The organism is Rhizobium sp. J15, assembly GCF_002531825.1.
GTDB lineage: Bacteria > Pseudomonadota > Alphaproteobacteria > Rhizobiales > Rhizobiaceae > Rhizobium.
Map to the genome: position 1 here is coordinate 1 of NZ_NWSX01000044.1, position 1,921 is coordinate 1,921.

3 protein-coding genes are annotated in these 1,921 nt (G+C 60.0%); all 3 read right to left on the reverse strand.

Translation table 11 applies throughout. The features are described from left to right. Positions 1–378 (reverse strand): electron transfer flavoprotein subunit beta/FixA family protein (locus CO670_RS26335; RefSeq protein WP_141502404.1); only part of this gene is annotated, 378 nt, incomplete at its 3' end. Positions 379–477: 99 nt separating this feature from the next. Next, on the reverse strand, positions 478–1,623 hold the full coding sequence (locus CO670_RS26340; protein WP_097592942.1) for a CaiB/BaiF CoA-transferase family protein: 1,146 nt from the start codon (positions 1,621–1,623) through the stop codon (positions 478–480). A gap of 39 nt (positions 1,624–1,662) precedes the next feature. Next, positions 1,663–1,921: 4Fe-4S dicluster domain-containing protein (locus CO670_RS26345; RefSeq protein ID WP_176539028.1), on the reverse strand; the 259-nt coding region annotated here is incomplete at its 5' end.

The following is a 1,921-nucleotide window of genomic DNA, read 5'->3' on the forward strand; positions in this document are numbered from 1 at the left end:
CTGGTTGGAATCGTCGTCGATTGCCTGCTTGCCGGTGATAACAAGCCCTGGCTGTTCGGCATCGGCGACCGCCTTGAGGATCTTGGCAACGGCGAGCGGCTCGACCTGATCGTCGGTCTCGACCAGGATCGCCCGGTCGGCGCCCATGGCCAGTGCGGTGCGCAGCGTCTCCTCGGCCTTGGCAGGACCGATCGACACGACCACCACTTCCTCGGCCTTGCCGGCCTCCTTCAGCCGCAGCGCCTCTTCCCCCGAGATCTCGTCGAACGGGTTCATCGACATCTTCACATTGGCAAGCTCGACACCCGTGCCATCCGGCTTCACCCGGATCTTCACGTTGTAGTCGACAACCCGTTTGACGGGCACCAGAATCTTCATGGGCGATCTCCATCTGTGCCGATTTATTAACCGTGTCTCGACAGAGTCATCTGCAGCGCTGCGGCGGACGTAAGTCGAAATTCACATGCATTCGCCGAGCTAGGTCGTCGATGACCAATCACACGATACCTTGCCGTTGTGCTCACCCAACTGGGGCGATCGCCTTTGGGAGGTAAGCGCAGTTCCGGAGAAGATGATTGGTGTCCTGATGCCTGCAATTCCGTCATTTACTATCGACATTCCTCGGTGCGCGACTTGCGGATCAGCGAAGACGTCTTCCACAGTGTTGATCGGTCCGGCGGGAACGCCCACGCGTGCAAGATCGGCCAGCAAATCCGTTCGTTTGAAAAGCTTCGTCTGCGCCTCCATGACCGATGTCAGCTCCTCTCGATGACGCACCCTGTCCGCGTTCGTCTTGAAACGGGCGTCGGCGGCCACAGACGACAGCCGGAGGACATCGCAGATGCGTGCGAACTGGCTGTCGTTTCCGCAGGCGATAATGATATTGCCGTCGGATACCGGGAATACCTGATATGGCGCGATGTTAGGATGGGCATTGCCGAGCCGCGTCGGCGCCTTTCCCGAGGCCAGGAAATTCATCGCCTGGTTGGCCAGTACGGCGACCGTGCTGTCCAGCAGCGCCATATCGATATGCTGCCCCTCCCCCGTGCTGTTGCGCAGGATCAAAGCGGCCTGGATTGCGATGACCGAATAGAGGCCGGTGAAGATATCGCCGAACGCCACGCCGATTTTCTGCGGCTCCCGGCTTGGCTCACCGGTCAAATCCATGATGCCTGCCATGCCTTGGACGATGAAATCATAACCTGCACGCCCGGCATACGGGCCGGTTTGGCCAAAGCCGGTAATCGAGCAGTAGATCAGCTTCGGATTGATCGCCTTCAGGCTCTCGTAATCGAGACCGAACTTCTTCAGCCCGCCGACCTTGAAGTTCTCGATGACGACGTCCGCGTTCGCGATCAGTGCGCGCAGTTTTTCGACATCTTCCGCCGCGTTGAAATCCGCCGTGATGCTCAGTTTTCCGCGATTGCAGCTATGGAAGTAGGCTGCCGCGACATCATCGCCATCGGTGATGAAGGGAGGCCCCCAGCGGCGCGTATCGTCGCCCTGCGGGCTTTCCACCTTGATGACGGTTGCTCCGAGATCGGCAAGTGTCTGTCCAGCCCACGGACCGGCCAGGATACGCGCCAGTTCCACGACCCGAACGCCTTCAAGCGGAAATTGCATGGGTAACTCCCTGATCATTGCCTAGCTCGCCGATCCGCCTCACATGTTCGGATAGACCGGCCCCTCGCCGCCCTGCGGCGGCACCCAGTTGATGTTCTGGTTGGGGTCCTTGATGTCGCAGGTCTTGCAGTGCACGCAGTTCTGGGCGTTGATGACGAATGTCTTGTCGCCGTCCTTCTCCACCCATTCATAAACGCCGGCCGGACAGTAGCGCGTCGACGGGCCGGCATAGATGCCGAGCTCGGAGGCCTTCTGCAGGGCGATGTCCTTCACCTGCAGATGCACCGGCTGGTCCTCC

Excerpts from the sequence above, each read along its gene's own strand:
- CO670_RS26340 (WP_097592942.1), bottom strand. The coding sequence starts at position 1,623 with ATGCAATTTCCGCTTGAAGGCGTTCGGGTCGTGGAACTGGCGCGTATC.